General features: G+C 50.3%; 17 protein-coding genes, 1 other RNA gene and 3 pseudogenes. 9 read left to right on the top strand and 12 right to left on the bottom strand.

Features of this window, described 5'->3' with window-relative positions; genetic code table 11:
- Nucleotides 1–165: IS1 family transposase (locus BHE85_RS25905; RefSeq protein ID WP_047664789.1), on the bottom strand; the 165-nt coding region annotated here is incomplete at its 3' end.
- A gap of 55 nt (nucleotides 166–220) precedes the next feature.
- Between BHE85_RS25905 and BHE85_RS25900 the strand changes: the two are divergent.
- Nucleotides 221–646 (top strand): annotated as a pseudogene (locus tag BHE85_RS25900) (diguanylate cyclase domain-containing protein); the annotation flags it as partial.
- Nucleotides 647–661: 15 nt separating this feature from the next.
- Nucleotides 662–1,144 (top strand): OmpA family protein, encoded by a 483-nt coding sequence (locus BHE85_RS25895; protein WP_000589825.1) that lies wholly within the window; start codon nucleotides 662–664, stop codon nucleotides 1,142–1,144.
- Nucleotides 1,145–1,220: 76 nt separating this feature from the next.
- Here the strand turns inward: BHE85_RS25895 and rplS are convergent, their stop codons facing one another.
- The 5 genes from rplS to ffh all read right to left on the bottom strand — a co-directional run bounded on the left by rplS (nucleotide 1,221) and on the right by ffh (nucleotide 4,721).
- Entirely contained in the window at nucleotides 1,221–1,568 is a 348-nt protein-coding gene (gene rplS, locus BHE85_RS25890; RefSeq protein ID WP_000065253.1) for a 50S ribosomal protein L19, read from the bottom strand.
- 41 nt (nucleotides 1,569–1,609) lie between these two features.
- Nucleotides 1,610–2,377, bottom strand: a complete 768-nt coding sequence (gene trmD / locus BHE85_RS25885) for a tRNA (guanosine(37)-N1)-methyltransferase TrmD (protein ID WP_000264777.1) — start codon at nucleotides 2,375–2,377, stop codon at nucleotides 1,610–1,612.
- Between the two features lie 30 nt (nucleotides 2,378–2,407).
- Entirely contained in the window at nucleotides 2,408–2,956 is a 549-nt protein-coding gene (gene rimM, locus BHE85_RS25880) for a ribosome maturation factor RimM (RefSeq protein ID WP_000043335.1), read from the bottom strand.
- Nucleotides 2,957–2,974: 18 nt separating this feature from the next.
- Nucleotides 2,975–3,223, bottom strand: coding sequence for a 30S ribosomal protein S16 (gene rpsP, locus BHE85_RS25875; protein ID WP_000256450.1), 249 nt, complete (start codon nucleotides 3,221–3,223; stop codon nucleotides 2,975–2,977).
- Nucleotides 3,224–3,359: 136 nt separating this feature from the next.
- Nucleotides 3,360–4,721, bottom strand: coding sequence for a signal recognition particle protein (gene ffh, locus BHE85_RS25870; RefSeq protein WP_000460035.1), 1,362 nt, complete (start codon nucleotides 4,719–4,721; stop codon nucleotides 3,360–3,362).
- A 166-nt stretch (nucleotides 4,722–4,887) separates the two neighbouring features.
- On the opposite strand from ffh, the gene BHE85_RS25865 reads away from it, so the two are divergent.
- On the top strand, nucleotides 4,888–5,679 hold the full coding sequence (locus BHE85_RS25865; protein ID WP_001338897.1) for a cytochrome C assembly family protein: 792 nt from the start codon (nucleotides 4,888–4,890) through the stop codon (nucleotides 5,677–5,679).
- A 20-nt stretch (nucleotides 5,680–5,699) separates the two neighbouring features.
- The gene (locus BHE85_RS25860; protein WP_010723175.1) at nucleotides 5,700–6,986 is read left to right on the top strand and encodes an HlyC/CorC family transporter; all 1,287 of its coding nucleotides are present in this window, start codon (nucleotides 5,700–5,702) and stop codon (nucleotides 6,984–6,986) included.
- A gap of 52 nt (nucleotides 6,987–7,038) precedes the next feature.
- On the opposite strand, the gene grpE is transcribed toward BHE85_RS25860, so the two are convergent.
- Nucleotides 7,039–7,632 (bottom strand): nucleotide exchange factor GrpE, encoded by a 594-nt coding sequence (gene grpE, locus BHE85_RS25855; RefSeq protein ID WP_001296310.1) that lies wholly within the window; start codon nucleotides 7,630–7,632, stop codon nucleotides 7,039–7,041.
- A gap of 122 nt (nucleotides 7,633–7,754) precedes the next feature.
- Between grpE and nadK the strand changes: the two genes are divergently transcribed.
- The 3 genes from nadK (at nucleotide 7,755) to bamE (ending at nucleotide 10,870) form a co-directional block, all read left to right on the top strand.
- A complete protein-coding gene (gene nadK, locus BHE85_RS25845; RefSeq protein WP_001059162.1) occupies nucleotides 7,755–8,633 on the top strand; it encodes an NAD(+) kinase in 879 nt (292 codons plus the stop codon).
- A gap of 85 nt (nucleotides 8,634–8,718) precedes the next feature.
- Nucleotides 8,719–10,380 carry a DNA repair protein RecN gene (recN, locus tag BHE85_RS25840; protein ID WP_000880927.1) on the top strand — a complete coding sequence of 554 codons (1,662 nt, stop codon included), beginning with the start codon at nucleotides 8,719–8,721 and terminating at the stop codon, nucleotides 10,378–10,380.
- Nucleotides 10,381–10,528: 148 nt separating this feature from the next.
- Nucleotides 10,529–10,870: an outer membrane protein assembly factor BamE gene (bamE, locus tag BHE85_RS25835; RefSeq protein ID WP_001203437.1), complete on the top strand. Its 342-nt coding sequence runs from the start codon at nucleotides 10,529–10,531 to the stop codon at nucleotides 10,868–10,870.
- A gap of 61 nt (nucleotides 10,871–10,931) precedes the next feature.
- On the opposite strand, the gene BHE85_RS25830 is transcribed toward bamE, so the two are convergent.
- A complete protein-coding gene (locus tag BHE85_RS25830; RefSeq protein WP_001117838.1) occupies nucleotides 10,932–11,222 on the bottom strand; it encodes an RnfH family protein in 291 nt (96 codons plus the stop codon).
- Nucleotides 11,212–11,649, bottom strand: coding sequence for a type II toxin-antitoxin system toxin RatA (gene ratA / locus BHE85_RS25825; RefSeq protein WP_001341638.1), 438 nt, complete (start codon nucleotides 11,647–11,649; stop codon nucleotides 11,212–11,214). Before ratA ends, BHE85_RS25830 begins: the two co-directional genes overlap by 11 nt.
- 170 nt (nucleotides 11,650–11,819) lie before the next feature.
- On the opposite strand from ratA, the gene smpB reads away from it, so the two are divergent.
- Nucleotides 11,820–12,302 (top strand): SsrA-binding protein SmpB, encoded by a 483-nt coding sequence (smpB, locus tag BHE85_RS25820; RefSeq protein WP_000162574.1) that lies wholly within the window; start codon nucleotides 11,820–11,822, stop codon nucleotides 12,300–12,302.
- Between the two features lie 214 nt (nucleotides 12,303–12,516).
- Nucleotides 12,517–12,879: a transfer-messenger RNA gene (gene ssrA / locus BHE85_RS25815) on the top strand.
- Between the two features lie 160 nt (nucleotides 12,880–13,039).
- Here ssrA and BHE85_RS28560 read toward each other — a convergent pair.
- From BHE85_RS28560 to BHE85_RS25800, 3 genes and pseudogenes are all read right to left on the bottom strand, one after another.
- A complete protein-coding gene (locus tag BHE85_RS28560) occupies nucleotides 13,040–13,372 on the bottom strand; it encodes an autotransporter outer membrane beta-barrel domain-containing protein (protein WP_005059103.1) in 333 nt (110 codons plus the stop codon).
- Between the two features lie 140 nt (nucleotides 13,373–13,512).
- A pseudogene (gene ypjA / locus BHE85_RS25810) lies at nucleotides 13,513–15,358 on the bottom strand (adhesin-like autotransporter YpjA/EhaD); the annotation flags it as partial.
- Nucleotides 15,359–15,364: 6 nt separating this feature from the next.
- Nucleotides 15,365–15,697: pseudogene (locus BHE85_RS25800) on the bottom strand (IS1-like element IS1X2 family transposase); the annotation flags it as partial.

Raw genomic sequence — 15,697 nt, 5'->3', positions numbered from 1 at the left:
TTTCTGGTGCGTACCGGGCTGAGAGGCGGTGTAAGTGAACTGTAGTTGCCATGTTTTACGGCAATGAGAGCAGAGATAGCGCTGATGTCCGGCAGTGCTTTTGCCGTTACGCACCACGCCTTCAGTAGCGGAGCAGGAAGGACATCTGATGGAAATGGAAGCCACGCAAGCACCTTAAAATCACCATCATACACTAAATCAGTAAGTTGGCAGCATTACCAATACGTTGATGAACAATTCCGATGCCCGAAAAACGTCGGCGTTACTATTTCTTGATGGCGATAATTTCAAATATATCAATGATACCTGGGGTCATGCGACGGGCGATAGGGTCTTGATTGAAATCGCAAAACGGTTAGCTGAATTTGGCGGGCTGCGACATAAAGCATACCGCCTGGGCGGCGATGAATTCGCTATGGTGCTCTATGATGTACAGTCGGAATCTGAAGTGCAACAGATATGCTCAGCACTGACACAAATCTTTAATCTCCCGTTTGATCTTCATAATGGCCATCAGACCACCATGACATTAAGCATTGGTTACGCGATGACCATTGAGCACGCCTCTGCGGAAAAATTACAAGAGCTTGCCGATCACAATATGTATCAGGCCAAACACCAGCGTGCCGAAAAGCTGGTGAGATAACAAGGATATATCGATATGATAAAGCACCTGGTAGCCCCCCTGATTTTCACCTCACTAATACTGACTGGCTGCCAGTCCCCTCAGGGAAAGTTTACTCCTGAGCAAGTCGCCGCTATGCAATCTTATGGATTTACTGAATCCGCCGGCGACTGGTCGCTGGGCTTATCAGATGCCATTCTGTTCGCAAAAAATGACTACAAATTGCTCCCGGAAAGCCAGCAACAGATCCAAACCATGGCAGCCAAATTGGCCTCGACAGGGCTAACACATGCCCGTATGGATGGACACACCGATAACTATGGTGAAGACAGTTACAACGAAGGCTTATCATTGAAACGGGCGAATGTCGTGGCCGATGCATGGGCTATTGGTGGACAAATTCCACGCAGCAATCTCACCACACAGGGTTTAGGAAAAAAATATCCCATAGCCAGTAACAAGACCGCCCAGGGCCGCGCCGAGAACCGCCGCGTCGCAGTGGTGATTACAACCCCTTAAAACACGAGCAAACAGACAAAAAAAGGGCCAGCCAATTGGCCAGCCCTTCTTAACAGGATGTCGCTTAAGCGAAATCTTAGTTAAGACGCTCTTTGATACGAGCAGCCTTACCAGTACGCTCACGCAGGTAGTACAGTTTAGCTTTACGAACAGCACCACGACGTTTGACAGAAATGCTGTCAACTACCGGAGAGTGAGTCTGGAAGACACGCTCAACGCCTTCGCCGTTGGAAATTTTACGAACAGTGAATGCAGAGTGCAGACCGCGGTTACGAATAGCGATAACCACGCCCTCGAATGCCTGCAGACGTTTTTTGGAACCTTCAACAACCCATACTTTCACTTCCACGGTATCACCCGGACGGAAGGAAGGTACGTCCTGCTTCATCTGCTCTTGTTCAAGTTGCTTAATAATGTTGCTCATAATTTAATCTCTTATCCTGGGTAAACTGATATCTCGGGGGCTTACGCCATCCCATCATGTTTATGTTGCTGTTGTGCGTGTTCCGTTTTGAACTCCGCCAGCAACCTTGCTTGCTCTTCAGTCAGAGCCAGGTTTTCCAGAAGTTCAGGTCTTCTAAGCCAGGTACGGCCCAGCGACTGTTTCAAACGCCAGCGACGTATCTCGGCATGGTTGCCCGACAGTAACACTGGCGGAACTTCCATCCCTTCTAACACCTCAGGCCGCGTATAGTGCGGGCAATCCAGCAATCCTTCAGCAAAGGAATCTTCCGTTGCCGAGGCTTCATGTCCCAGTACCCCCGGAATAAACCGGGAAACGGAGTCAATCAGCGTCATTGCTGGTAACTCACCACCACTGAGAACGTAATCGCCGATTGACCATTCTTCGTCAATTTCGGTTTGGATCACGCGCTCATCTATACCTTCGTAGCGACCGCACACCAGAATCAATTTTTGATTCGTTGCCAATTCGCTGACGCCCGCTTGATCAAGCTTGCGTCCCTGTGGTGACAGATAAATCACCTTTGCGCCTTCACCCGCCGCGGCTTTTGCTGCATGAATGGCGTCCCGCAAGGGTTGCACCATCATTAACATCCCCGGTCCGCCGCCGTAAGGACGATCGTCCACGGTACGGTGCCGGTCATGCGTGAAGTCGCGAGGACTCCAGCTCTGGATGCTCAGCAGGCCATTTTTAACTGCCCGGCCAGTTACCCCGTAATCGGTAATTGCGCGGAACATTTCAGGAAACAGGCTAATTATGCCAATCCACATAGCGCCGTCTTTTACCGTTTATCCGGTGGTTTAAAAACCAGGATCCCAATCTACTTCGATTGAACGAGTAGTGAGATCGACTTTCTTGATAACCTGCCCATCGAGGAACGGTACGAGACGTTCCTTGATACCAAACGCATCTTTCAGGTTTGCCTTAATGACGAGAACGTCATTAGATCCGGTTTCCATCATATCGACGACTTTACCGAGATCGTAGCCTTCAGTGGTTACTACCTGGCAGCCCATCAGGTCTTTCCAGTAGTAGTCACCCTCTTCAAGCTGAGGCAACTGCGATGAATCCACGACAATTTCACAATTCGTCAGCAGGTTCGCCGCATCACGATCGTCAACGCCTTTCAGCTTGATGATCATGTCCTGATTGTGGTGCTTCCAGCTTTCCAGCTGGACTTGCTGCCACTGACCCGCCTTCTGGATAAACCAGGGCTGATAGTCAAAAATGCTTTCGGCGTCTTCGGTGGAAGAAAACACTCTGAGCCACCCACGAATACCGTAAGACGAACCCATTTTTCCCAAAACGATGGGATCAACAGGTGCTTGCGCGGTGAGTTGTTTGCTCATCATGACCACCGTGACAGATTAAGCTGCTTTGTTTACTTCTTTGATCAGCGCAGCAACGCGATCAGAAATAGTTGCGCCCTGGCCAACCCAGTGAGCGATGCGATCCAGATCCAGGCGAGTGCCTTCTTCTTTTTCGCTAGCGATTGGGTTGAAGAAACCAACGCGCTCGATGAAGCGACCGTTGCGTGCATTACGGCTGTCAGCGACAACAACCTGGTAGAACGGACGCTTTTTAGCGCCGTGACGTGCTAAACGAATAGTTACCATAACATCCTCTTGTGTGAATAAAACAACCGGACCCCATCGAGGAACGGAGTCCGGTGTCATATTAAAAGCCCGAAAATTTTACTGATTTCTGGAGAAAATGCAATCAGCAGTTAATAACTCTGTCGCATAAGGTCATTTAGCGACCAGGAAATCCCGGCGGCATCATCCCCTTCATGCTTCTCATCATCTTCGCCATTCCGCCCTTCTTCATTTTCTTCATCATGCGCTGCATGTCGTCGAACTGTTTCAGAAGACGGTTAACGTCCTGCACCTGCATACCGCAACCGGCAGCAATACGGCGTTTACGCGAACCTTTGATGATTTCTGGCTTAGCGCGCTCTTTCATCGTCATCGAGTTGATGATGGCTTCCATACGCACCAGCACTTTATCGTCCATCTGTGACTTGACGTTATCCGGGATCTGCCCCATGCCCGGCAGCTTGCCCATCAGGCTGGCCATGCCGCCCATATTTTTCATCTGGCGCAGCTGCTCAAGAAAGTCGTTGAGATCGAAGCCGTCACCTTTTTTCAGCTTGCTGGCTAATTTCTCTGCCTGCGCGCGGTCAACTTTGCTTTCGATATCTTCGATCAGCGACAGTACGTCGCCCATGCCGAGAATACGCGACGCGATGCGGTCCGGATGGAACGGCTCCAGCGCCTCAGTTTTCTCGCCAACACCGAGGAACTTGATCGGTTTGCCAGTGATGTGACGAATAGAGAGCGCCGCACCGCCGCGGGCATCGCCGTCCACTTTGGTCAACACTACGCCGGTAAGCGGTAACGCTTCATTGAATGCTTTTGCCGTATTGGCCGCATCCTGACCGGTCATGGCGTCAACCACAAACAGGGTTTCAACCGGGTTAATCGACGCATGGACTTGTTTGATCTCGTCCATCATCGCTTCGTCAACGTGCAGACGACCAGCGGTATCCACCAGCAGCACGTCGTAGAATTTCAGTTTGGCTTCTTTCAGCGCCGCGTTAACGATATCTACCGGCTTCTGACCAACATCAGAAGGGAAGAAATCAACGCCCACCTGCTCTGCCAGCGTCTCAAGCTGTTTGATTGCCGCCGGGCGATAAACGTCGGCAGAAACCACCAGCACTTTCTTCTTGTGCTTCTCGCGCAGGAACTTACCGAGTTTACCAACGCTGGTTGTTTTACCGGCACCTTGCAGGCCCGCCATCAGCACGACCGCAGGCGGTTGCGCCGCCAGGTTCAGGGTCTGGTTCTCTTCGCCCATCGCCGCAACCAGTTCGTTACGGACGATTTTGACGAACTCCTGCCCCGGCGTCAGGCTCTTATTAACTTCATGACCAACCGCTTTCTCTTTTACGCGATTGATAAACTCACGCACTACCGGCAGAGCGACATCCGCCTCCAGCAGCGCCATGCGCACTTCGCGCAGCGTATCTTTTACGTTGTCTTCAGTTAGGCGTCCACGGCCACTGATATTGCGCAGCGTGCGCGACAAACGATCGGTTAAATTATCAAACATTGTCTCTCGCCTGGGGTGGAAACGGTTGGCCGCAATCGCGACACATCATCAGTATTTTGCCGCAGTATAACATGAAGGCGTCTTTGTTGTTATGCAACGGTTGGAGCAGCGTTCACCTGACGCTATACTGCTTCTCTTTCTTATTGCTCAAACTGTTGACATCACTATGCCCGTTTTTGCTCTGCTCGCGCTTGTCGCCTACTCCGTCAGTCTTGCGCTGATTGTTCCCGGTCTGCTGCAAAAAAACGGCGGCTGGCGGCGCATGGCTATTATTTCTGCGGTCATTGCGCTGGTCTGCCACGCAATCGCTCTGGAAGCCCGCATCCTGCCCGACGGTGATAGCGGACAAAACCTCAGCCTGCTGAACGTTGGTTCATTGGTCAGTTTGATGATCTGTACGGTAATGACCATTGTGGCTTCTCGCAATCGTGGCTGGTTGCTGCTACCCATTGTCTATGCCTTTGCGCTTATCAACCTGGCGCTGGCGACCTTCATGCCCAATGAATACATCACCCATCTGGAAGCAACGCCTGGGATGCTGGTGCACATTGGCTTATCGCTCTTTTCCTATGCCACGCTAATTATCGCCGCCCTGTACGCGCTGCAACTGGCGTGGATTGATTACCAACTGAAGAACAAGAAGCTGGCATTTAACCAGGAAATGCCGCCATTGATGAGTATCGAGCGTAAAATGTTCCACATCACGCAGATTGGCGTGGTGCTGCTAACGCTCACGCTTTGCACTGGCCTGTTCTACATGCACAACCTATTTAGCATGGAAAATATCGACAAGGCTGTGCTCTCTATCGTGGCGTGGTTTGTCTATATTGTGCTGCTGTGGGGACATTACCATGAAGGATGGCGTGGACGCCGCGTCGTCTGGTTTAACGTTGCGGGCGCGGTAATTCTGACACTGGCCTACTTCGGCAGCCGAATTGTCCAGCAGTTAATCAGCTAAACCCAGAAAAGGAGTTTCCCCTGGAACACATTTCTACTACTACGTTGATCATTATTCTGATCATCATGGTGGTCATTTCAGCCTATTTTTCCGGGTCCGAAACCGGAATGATGACCCTCAACCGCTATCGTCTGCGACATATGGCGAAACAGGGTAATCGCTCGGCCAAACGCGTCGAAAAATTGCTGCGTAAGCCAGACCGCCTGATAAGCCTGGTGTTAATCGGCAATAACCTGGTCAATATTCTTGCCTCCGCGCTCGGCACTATTGTTGGGATGCGTTTGTACGGCGATGCGGGCGTGGCAATTGCGACTGGTGTGCTGACTTTTGTCGTACTGGTATTTGCTGAGGTATTGCCGAAAACCATTGCCGCGCTGTACCCGGAAAAAGTCGCTTATCCGAGTAGTTTTCTGCTGGCTCCGCTGCAAATTTTGATGATGCCGCTGGTCTGGTTGCTGAATGCTATCACCCGTATGCTGATGCGCATGATGGGTATCAAAACCGATATCGTGGTTAGCGGCTCTTTGAGCAAAGAAGAGTTGCGCACTATCGTGCACGAATCACGCTCACAAATTTCCCGTCGCAATCAGGATATGCTGCTGTCGGTGCTCGATCTGGAAAAAATGACCGTTGATGACATCATGGTGCCGCGCAGTGAAATTATCGGTATTGATATCAACGATGACTGGAAATCGATTCTGCGCCAACTCTCCCACTCACCTCACGGGCGCATCGTGCTCTACCGTGATTCGCTGGACGACGCCATCAGTATGCTGCGAGTACGTGAAGCCTGGCGATTGATGTCGGAGAAAAAAGAGTTCACCAAAGAAACCATGCTGCGCGCCGCGGACGAGATCTATTTTGTGCCGGAAGGTACGCCGCTCAGCACGCAGTTGGTAAAGTTTCAGCGCAACAAAAAGAAAGTCGGCCTGGTCGTCAACGAGTATGGAGACATTCAGGGGCTGGTGACGGTTGAAGATATTCTGGAAGAGATTGTCGGCGATTTCACTACGTCGATGTCGCCAACACTTGCCGAAGAGGTCACGCCGCAAAACGACGGTTCGGTGATTATCGATGGCACCGCCAACGTGCGGGAAATCAACAAAGCCTTTAACTGGCATCTACCGGAAGATGATGCCCGCACGGTTAATGGCGTCATTCTTGAGGCACTGGAAGAGATCCCTGTCGCAGGCACCCGCGTGCGTATTGGCGAGTACGATATAGATATTCTCGACGTACAGGACAATATGATTAAGCAGGTAAAAGTTTTTCCTGTGAAACCGCTGCGCGAGAGTGTGGCGGAGTAACGAAAACGGCCCTGCATTCGCATGCAGGCGTGAATTATTACGAAAACAGAAATTACGCTTTTGCTTTCGCTACAGTTACCATCGCCGCACGAATCGTACGACCATTCAGCGTATAACCCTTCTGCATAATGCCCAGTACGTTACCTGGCGCAACGTCATCAGATTCCACCATTGCGATAGCCTGATGCACATTCGGGTCCAGCGGCACGTTAGTTTCGGCGATCACTTCAACACCAAACTTACGCACAACATCCAGCATCGACTTCAGCGTCAGCTCAATGCCTTCAACCATCGCAGACATATCCGGGTTAGCTTTATCAGCCACTTCCAGCGCACGATCCAGGCTATCAATCACCGGCAGCAATTCGTTGATGAATTTCTCCAGCGCAAATTTGTGGGCTTTTTCAATATCCAGTTCAGTACGTCGACGCAGGTTTTCCATTTCGGCTTTTACACGCAAAATGCCGTCACGTTCACGGGTCTGGGCTTCAGCCAGCTGAGCTTCGAGATTCGCAATTTTTTCATCGCGCGGATCCACCTGCTCAGCAGAAGCTTCTGGCTCAACTGCCTCAATCTCTTCGTGCTGATCCATGATAATTTCTTCCGGGGCTTGCCCCTCAGGCGTTTTCTGTTCTTTACTACTCATGAATTTCTCCGCGTTTTTTTCGCATTCATCTCGCTAACTTCGCTTATTATGGGGATCAGTTTCAGGGTTTCAAGGGAAGCACTCACATTGTCATCAATCTTCGCAACAAGGACCTCGGAAAAATGAATAATCATTTCAAGTGTATTGGCATTGTGGGACACCCACGGCACCCCACTGCACTGACAACACATGAAATGCTCTACCGCTGGCTGTGCAAAAAAGGTTACGAGGTCATCGTTGAGCAACAAATCGCTCACGAACTGCAACTGAAGAATGTGAAAACTGGCACGCTCGCGGAGATTGGGCAACTAGCTGATCTCGCGGTAGTCGTTGGTGGCGACGGTAATATGCTGGGCGCGGCACGCACACTCGCCCGTTACGATATTAAAGTTATTGGAATCAACCGTGGCAACCTGGGTTTCCTGACTGACCTTGACCCCGATAACGCCCAGCAACAGTTAGCCGATGTACTGGAAGGCCACTACATCAGCGAGAAACGTTTTTTGCTGGAAGCGCAAGTCTGTCAGCAAGATTGCCAGAAACGCATCAGCACCGCGATAAATGAAGTGGTGCTTCATCCAGGCAAAGTGGCACATATGATTGAGTTCGAAGTGTATATCGACGAGATCTTTGCGTTTTCTCAGCGATCTGATGGACTAATTATTTCGACGCCAACAGGCTCCACCGCCTATTCCCTCTCTGCAGGCGGTCCTATTCTGACCCCCTCTCTGGATGCGATTACCCTGGTGCCCATGTTCCCGCATACGTTGTCAGCACGACCACTGGTCATAAACAGCAGCAGCACGATCCGTCTGCGTTTTTCGCATCGCCGTAACGACCTGGAAATCAGTTGCGACAGCCAGATAGCACTGCCGATTCAGGAAGGTGAAGATGTCCTGATTCGTCGCTGTGATTACCATCTGAATCTGATTCATCCGAAAGATTACAGTTATTTCAACACATTAAGCACCAAGCTCGGCTGGTCAAAAAAATTATTCTAATTTTACGCCAGCCTCTTTACTGTATATAAAACCAGTTTATACTGTACGCAATAACAGTAATGGTTTTTCATACAGGAAAACGACTATGTTGGCACAACTGACCATCAGCAACTTTGCTATCGTTCGTGAGCTTGAGATTGATTTTCATAGCGGCATGACCGTAATAACTGGCGAGACCGGCGCGGGTAAATCTATTGCAATAGATGCCCTCGGTCTTTGTCTCGGTGGTCGCGCTGAAGCCGACATGGTGCGTACCGGCGCTGCTCGCGCTGACCTGTGCGCCCGTTTTTCTCTGAAAGATACGCCAGCGGCTCTGCGCTGGCTGGAAGAAAATCAGCTTGAAGACGGGCATGAATGTTTGCTTCGTCGCGTAATCAGCAGCGATGGTCGCTCCCGTGGTTTCATCAACGGTACAGCTGTTCCTCTGTCACAACTGCGCGAACTGGGTCAGTTGCTGATTCAGATCCATGGTCAGCACGCTCATCAATTACTCACCAAACCTGAGCACCAAAAATTCCTGCTTGATGGCTATGCCAATGAAACCTCTCTACTGCAGGAAATGACCGCACGTTATCAGTTGTGGCATCAAAGCTGCCGTGACCTCGCGCATCATCAACAGTTAAGTCAGGAACGCGCCGCCCGTGCGGAACTGCTGCAATACCAATTAAAAGAACTTAACGAATTTAATCCGCAGCCCGGAGAGTTTGAACAAATCGACGAAGAGTACAAACGTCTGGCGAACAGCGGTCAATTGCTGACCACCAGCCAGAATGCATTGGCATTAATGGCCTACGGTGAAGACGCAAACCTGCAAAGTCAGCTTTACACGGCTAAACAACTGGTGAGCGAATTGATTGGCATGGACAGCAAACTGTCCGGCGTACTTGATATGCTGGAAGAAGCTACCATCCAGATTGCTGAAGCCAGCGATGAACTGCGCCACTACTGCGATCGTCTGGATCTCGATCCCAACCGACTATTTGAACTTGAACAGCGCATCTCAAAACAGATTTCGCTGGCACGTAAACATCACGTCAGCCCTGAGGCATTGCCACAGTATTACCAGTCGCTACTGGAAGAACAGCAGCAACTGGACGATCAGGCCGACTCACAAGAAACGCTTGCGCTGGCGGTAACGAAACATCATCAGCAGGCACTGGAAATCGCGCGCGCATTACACCAACAACGCCAGCAATATGCAGAAGAACTTGCACAGCTGATCACCGACAGTATGCATGCGCTCTCAATGCCGCATGGGCAGTTTACGATCGATGTTAAATTTGACGAGCATCACCTGGGCGCTGACGGTGCCGATCGTATTGAGTTTCGGGTAACCACCAACCCAGGTCAGCCAATGCAGCCTATTGCCAAAGTCGCATCCGGTGGTGAATTGTCCCGCATCGCACTGGCAACCCAGGTCATCACGGCGCGTAAAATGGAAACCCCGGCACTGATTTTTGATGAAGTGGATGTAGGGATTAGCGGTCCAACAGCGGCAGTTGTCGGCAAACTGCTGCGTCAACTCGGCGAATCAACTCAGGTGATGTGTGTTACCCACCTGCCACAAGTCGCGGGATGTGGTCATCAACACTATTTTGTCAGCAAAGAAACCGATGGTGCGATGACAGAAACGCATATGCAATCCCTGAATAAAAAAGCGCGGTTACAAGAGCTGGCGCGCCTGCTTGGTGGCAGTGAAGTCACACGTAATACACTGGCGAATGCGAAAGAACTGCTTGCAGCGTAAACTTTTTTCCTGCTTCACGGTCAGAGTAAACAGCAAAACGCCGTAAGACCGGAAAGCAAAAGGTTTTAAAGTGATGAAAGGTCTATTATCATCGGCATATTACAGATGAGCCACGTACTGCTAGGGCCCGAAAAGGAATCAAATCACTATGCGCTGTAAAACGCTGACTGCTGCAGCAGCAGTACTATTGATGTTGACCGCAGGCTGTTCCACTCTGGAGCGAGTGGTTTACCGTCCTGACATCAACCAGGGGAACTATCTGACCGCTAACGACGTATCCAAAATACGTGTTGGCATGACGCAACAACAAGTTGCGTACGCATTGGGTACACCGCTGATGTCCGATCCATTTGGTACGAATACCTGGTTCTATGTCTTCCGCCAGCAACCAGGTCATGAAGGTGTAACGCAGCAAACGCTGACGCTGACCTTTAACAGTAGCGGTGTGTTGACCAATATTGATAACAAACCTGCGCTGAGTGGTAACTAATAATAAAGTTGCTCTCAAAGACGTTAAAAAAGGTGCTCAATGAGCACCTTTTTTCTGTCTGTTATTTATTCGCTGATTTTTCTGCTCGTTGCCTGCGAAGCTCTTTCGGATCGGCAATGAGAGGGCGATAAATCTCCACCCGATCGCCATCATGCACACTATCGCTTAGTTTTGCCGGACGGCTGTAAATGCCGACTTTGTTTTTAGTTAAATCGATATCGGTACGCAATTCCAGCAAGCCACTGGCGCGAATAGCTTCTTCAACCGTCGCGCCCTCCTGCAGCGTCACGCGCTGCAGGTACTGCTTCTCAGGTAGCGCATAAGCCACCTCAACGGCAATTTTACCTGGCACTGTAAACCTCTTTCGCACGAACCGTAAAAGCCTGGACCATATTAGACGCCAGCTCTTTAAACACGCGACCAAAGGCGAGTTCAATCAACTTATTGGTAAACTCAAAGTCGAGATGAAACTCGATACGACACGCCTCCTGGCTCAGCGGCGTAAACTTCCATCCACCAATCAATTTCTTGAACGGCCCATCCACCAGATTCATAAGAATACTTTGGTTACTGGTCAACTGGTTGCGGGTAGTAAACGTTTTGCTGATCCCAGCCTTAGAGACATCTACCGCCGCAGTCATCTGCCCAGGAGTGGACTCCAGAATCCGACTTCCGGTACAACCCGGCAAAAACTGAGGATAAGACTGAACGTCATTCACTAACTGATACATTTGCTCCGCGCTGTAGGGTACCAGTGCGGTCCGGCTAATCTGAGGCATAACTATTTCCATCAACAAAAATCCAACAAATAATATCATTTATCCTGCTGTAAAAAAAACGCTATCCCGGCGCTGGGTAACATCGGGTTCATGCTAAGATAGAGCCTTGTCCCCCGCAGGATTGATATGGGGTGTTTTCGATTTCAGATTACCGATGATTCACGACGCTTATGACGAAGAAAAAAGCACATAAACCTGGTTCAGCGACCATCGCGCTTAACAAGCGCGCCCGTCACGAATACTTTATCGAAGAAGAGTTCGAAGCGGGACTTGCCCTGCAAGGCTGGGAAGTTAAATCCCTGCGCGCAGGAAAAGCCAATATCAGCGACAGCTACGTCCTTCTGCGTGACGGAGAGGCATTTCTGTTTGGCGCTAACATCACGCCAATGGCCGTGGCCTCCACGCATGTGGTGTGCGATCCTACCCGTACCCGCAAGTTACTTCTCAACCAGCGCGAACTGGACTCATTGTACGGTCGCGTCAATCGAGAAGGCTATACCGTAGTGGCGCTCTCCCTGTACTGGAAAAATGCCTGGTGCAAAGTGAAAATCGGCGTCGCCAAAGGTAAAAAACAGCACGATAAACGTTCAGATATCAAAGAACGCGAATGGCAGGTGGATAAAGCACGTATCATGAAAAACGCCCACCGTTAAACCTGCACTCCAATTATTGACCAGTTCCTCACCGCGCCTCCCTCTCCGGCGGCGCGAATGAACATCTTATTGGCTATCACATCCGACACAAATGTTGCCATCCCATTGCTTAATCGAATAAAAATCAGGCTACATGGGTGCTAAATCTTTAACGATAACGCCATTGAGGCTGGTCATGGCGCTCATAAATCTGGTATACTTGCCGTTACACATTGGGGCTGATTCTGGATTCGACGGGATTTGCGAAACCCAAGGTGCATGCCGAGGGGCGGTTGGCCTCGTAAAAAGCCGCAAAAAATAGTCGCAAACGACGAAAACTACGCTTTAGCAGCTTAATAACCTGCTTAGAGCCCTCTCTCCCTAGCCTCCGCTCTTAGGACGGGGATCAAGAGAGGTCAAACCCAAAAGAGATCGCGTGGAAGCCCTGCCTGGGGTTGAAGCGTTAAAACTTAATCAGGCTAGTTTGTTAGTGGCGTGTCCGTCCGCAGCTGGCAAGCGAATGTAAAGACTGACTAAGCATGTAGTACCGAGGACGTAGGAATTTCGGACGCGGGTTCAACTCCCGCCAGCTCCACCAATCATGATTGGACGGTATAAGGACAACACCAATAAAAACAGGAGGTTAGCAGTCTCAGCAGGACACCGACCAGACGGTGAAGAGACATAAAAGGATACGCAAAGGAGCCGCGGCTCCTGGTGACATGAAAGCCCACAGATGTGGGCTTTTTCGTTGATGGTCAGAACGACCAGTTCACACCAGCTACCCCGTTCCACGGGGATTCCACACCGGCACCATGGCTATACCCCACCCCAAGATGCCCGCTTAACGTACTGCTGAATGAGGCTTTAATACCTGCCTGGTATATTCCACGTCTGCCCGACAAATCATTGACGAAATTACCGTCACTATTCACTTTCACCCGGTTATCATCGACAAATTCTTTGCGCACAGCCGCCTTCAGCCACGGCTCAACTTCCATACCGTTCCCCAGACGCATGTTGTAACTCAGCGTTGCACCCAGTTCACGATATAAACCTGCGGGTATCGACTGATTTCGATTCCATGCCATTGGATAAATGATATTCAGGGTTATCAGCGGTGAACCCCCGTTAACGATGCATACGGCGTCAGGTTCCAGTTACCATCGGTAAATCGCATCCCGGTTTCAATGTGACCGCCCAGCCCGTTGCTGCGATAACTGCCGTTGGTGGCTCCACCGCTGCCAACCGTGGAGTCGCGAGCTTCGGTACCTGCTAATACCAATAAATTACCGCCATTTTCCAGCAACATATTGGTCGCTAAATTGCCGGAAATGGAAAAAGTGCCGTACTGGTGAGTACCGCTGATTTCAATACCGTTAGCCGTGCTCGTCTGGAGAGCGGCACCGCTGTTCTGGACGATATCTGTCGCTTTGCCATTATCGTTAACTGTCAGCGTACCGCCTTCATTGATCTTTGTTTTTATTGCCTCTCCGTTAGCTGAAACTGTTTGTATTCCGCCGTCGTTAATCGTTGTCTCATTCGCCACCCCCTCGACGATTTGTTCGCCGCCGGTGAGCGTCGTGCCTGTCGCAGTGGCTTTTGTTTTGACGATCTCCCGTCCGCCCGTATTGACCTGTGTTTTGTCAGAAGAGGTGTCTGACTCCACGGTTAACACGCCGCCATTTGCCAGCAGGATATTGTTCGCCGCACCCTGCTCGATGCTGAACGCGACGCCATCCGCGCGTGTTCCTGTGACCCGCGTCGCCCTGGTGGTTGCAACCAAAGCGCCCTGGCTACTCTGCTGTATCCCCGTTGCGCTGCCTTTCTCCCGCACATCGAGTGTGCCGCCGTCATTAAGCACCGAGTTTTCAGCCAGACCGCCCTCATTAACTACCTGTGAACCCCCATTAATAATGGAACCTTCCGCTGTCCCGTTTGCCATAATTTGTTGTAGGCCAGAGACGATATCGGTATTGATTGCCTTACCATAATTCTGAACGGTTTGCGTGCCACCATTGATGTGTGTTTTCTCTGTTGACCCACCATCAACAATTTGTTCACCACTTTCGATATTTGCCTCAGTGGCTAATCCATATACCGTTTGCTTGCCACCTTTGATATTTGCTTTATCAGAAGTGGCACTGGCATATATTGTTTGGGTGCCAGCACTATTGAGTACAGTGCCAACATCTTTTCCATAAACATCCATTTTGCCGTTGGCATTAATAATCGTATCAACTGCCCGGGAACCAGTGACGACTGTTAATGAGCCAGCGTTTTCCAGCACTACATTTTTAGCTTCTGAATTCCTGATGTAGAAAGCATCACCATAACTGTTGGTTCCTTTGATAAGGGTTCCGGAAGTTGTGGAAGCAATTAATGCGCCGCCGGATTGTTGCTCAACATGCTTAGCCTCACCACCGTCCTGAACCTCCAGAACGCCACCATTATTAAGTCTGGTGGTATCTGTTTTAGCCTCCTTCTGGACAATCAGCTTACCGCCAGCATCAACGGTAGTATTTTTCGCCGAGGTTTTAGCCACTACCGTCAGTTCGCCGGTATTTTCCAGCACAACATAATTAGCCTCCCCTCCGGGTAATAGTGAAGTGAGAGAGCTTGTTGTATCCTTCGATATCAGTCCCTGCGCCCGTGTTGGCAACTAAAGCACTGCCCGTCTCCTGGTTAACCCCATGTGCTATACCGCCGGTATAGACAATCAGCGAGCCTCCGGCGCTAATATTGCTGCCAGTTGCCGTACCATCTTTCTCAACAACCTGCCGGCTCCCGGTGGAAATATTTGTCGTGTCAGCTTTCCCGCCGCTCTTGATATTTTGTGTTCCGCTGTTGATATTGGTACCCGTGGCAATACCATGATTATTAATATTCTGTGTACCACCATTGATTATGGTATTGGTCGCGTTTCCGGTAACATCCATTACCCCGCCGTTATCTATTCGGGTCGCATCAGCTTTAGCATTCGTTAAAACTGACATTGTTCCTTTATCTTTAATAATCGTCTTATTTGCCGAACCATATGCGTTTATGTCTAAATGACCACCGTTTTCGGTAATGACTCCAACTTACTGATAGTGTTTTATGTTCAGATAATGCCCGATGACCTTGTCATGCAGCTCCACCGATTTTGAGAACGACAGTGACTTCCGTCCCAGCCTTGCCAGATGTTGTCTCAGATTCAGATTATGTCGCTCAATGCGCTGAGTGTAACGCTTGCTGATAACGTGCAGCTTTCCCTTCAGGCGTGATTCATACAGCGGCCAGCCATCCGTCATCCATACCACGACCTCAAAGGCCGGCAGCAGGCTCAGAAGACGCTCCAGTGTGGCCAGAGTGCGTTCACCGAAGACGTGCGCCACAACCGTCCTCCGTATCCTGTCATACGCGTAAAACAGCCA

The sequence above is a fragment of the Shigella sp. FC1567 genome (assembly GCF_001743015.1).
Classification (GTDB): Bacteria; Pseudomonadota; Gammaproteobacteria; order Enterobacterales; family Enterobacteriaceae; genus Escherichia; species Escherichia coli.
The sequence above is the reverse complement of the archived record's forward strand: the minus strand, read 5'-3'. Positions and strand labels throughout refer to the sequence as shown.

Bases quoted from the DNA above. Each gene is read 5' to 3' on its own strand.
- nadK (WP_001059162.1), top strand. From the start codon at position 7,755: ATGAATAATCATTTCAAGTGTATTGGCATTGTGGGACACCCACGGCAC.
- recN (WP_000880927.1), top strand. From the start codon at position 8,719: ATGTTGGCACAACTGACCATCAGCAACTTTGCTATCGTTCGTGAGCTT.
- rimM (WP_000043335.1), bottom strand. From the start codon at position 2,956: ATGAGCAAACAACTCACCGCGCAAGCACCTGTTGATCCCATCGTTTTG.
- bamE (WP_001203437.1), top strand. From the start codon at position 10,529: ATGCGCTGTAAAACGCTGACTGCTGCAGCAGCAGTACTATTGATGTTG.
- BHE85_RS28560 (WP_005059103.1), bottom strand. From the start codon at position 13,372: ATGGCATGGAATCGAAATCAGTCGATACCCGCAGGTTTATATCGTGAA.
- rpsP (WP_000256450.1), bottom strand. From the start codon at position 3,223: ATGGTAACTATTCGTTTAGCACGTCACGGCGCTAAAAAGCGTCCGTTC.
- BHE85_RS25895 (WP_000589825.1), top strand. From the start codon at position 662: ATGATAAAGCACCTGGTAGCCCCCCTGATTTTCACCTCACTAATACTG.
- rplS (WP_000065253.1), bottom strand. From the start codon at position 1,568: ATGAGCAACATTATTAAGCAACTTGAACAAGAGCAGATGAAGCAGGAC.
- ratA (WP_001341638.1), bottom strand. From the start codon at position 11,649: ATGCCTCAGATTAGCCGGACCGCACTGGTACCCTACAGCGCGGAGCAA.
- smpB (WP_000162574.1), top strand. From the start codon at position 11,820: ATGACGAAGAAAAAAGCACATAAACCTGGTTCAGCGACCATCGCGCTT.
- grpE (WP_001296310.1), bottom strand. From the start codon at position 7,632: ATGAGTAGTAAAGAACAGAAAACGCCTGAGGGGCAAGCCCCGGAAGAA.
- BHE85_RS25865 (WP_001338897.1), top strand. From the start codon at position 4,888: ATGCCCGTTTTTGCTCTGCTCGCGCTTGTCGCCTACTCCGTCAGTCTT.
- trmD (WP_000264777.1), bottom strand. From the start codon at position 2,377: ATGTGGATTGGCATAATTAGCCTGTTTCCTGAAATGTTCCGCGCAATT.
- ffh (WP_000460035.1), bottom strand. From the start codon at position 4,721: ATGTTTGATAATTTAACCGATCGTTTGTCGCGCACGCTGCGCAATATC.